Annotated in this window: 2 tRNA genes and 1 rRNA gene; all 3 read left to right on the top strand. The window is 46.0% G+C overall.

Features of this window, described 5'->3' with window-relative positions:
* Positions 1-58 precede the first annotated feature (58 nt).
* Positions 59-174, top strand: a 5S ribosomal RNA gene (gene rrf / locus ILS93_RS28525).
* A gap of 9 nt (positions 175-183) precedes the next feature.
* Positions 184-258: transfer RNA gene (locus tag ILS93_RS28530), tRNA-Asn, on the top strand.
* A gap of 4 nt (positions 259-262) precedes the next feature.
* Positions 263-335: transfer RNA gene (locus ILS93_RS28535), tRNA-Thr, on the top strand.
* Positions 336-354 lie beyond the last annotated feature (19 nt).

Here is a 354-nt window from a genome sequence, read left to right on the forward strand (position 1 = left end):
GGAATATATATTAAAATTCCTTTTGACATTCTGAAAAGAATGTGTATAATGATAAAAGTCTGGTAATGATGGCAGAGAGGTCACACCCGTTCCCATACCGAACACGGAAGTTAAGCTCTCTAGCGCCGATGGTAGTTGGGACCTTGTCCCTGTGAGAGTAGGACGTTGCCAGGCTTGTATTATTCCGCAGTAGCTCAGCGGTAGAGCTATCGGCTGTTAACCGATCGGTCGTAGGTTCGATTCCTACCTGCGGAGCCATTATGCTTCCATAGCTCAGCTGGTAGAGTACTTCCATGGTAAGGAAGAGGTCACCGGTTCAAGCCCGGTTGGAAGCTTGGAAAAAGTTTTTAAATT

Origin of the sequence: Bacillus sp. 16GRE42 (genome assembly GCF_019837435.1) — a bacterium.
Taxonomy (GTDB): domain Bacteria; phylum Bacillota; class Bacilli; order Bacillales; family Bacillaceae_G; genus Bacillus_A; species Bacillus_A wiedmannii.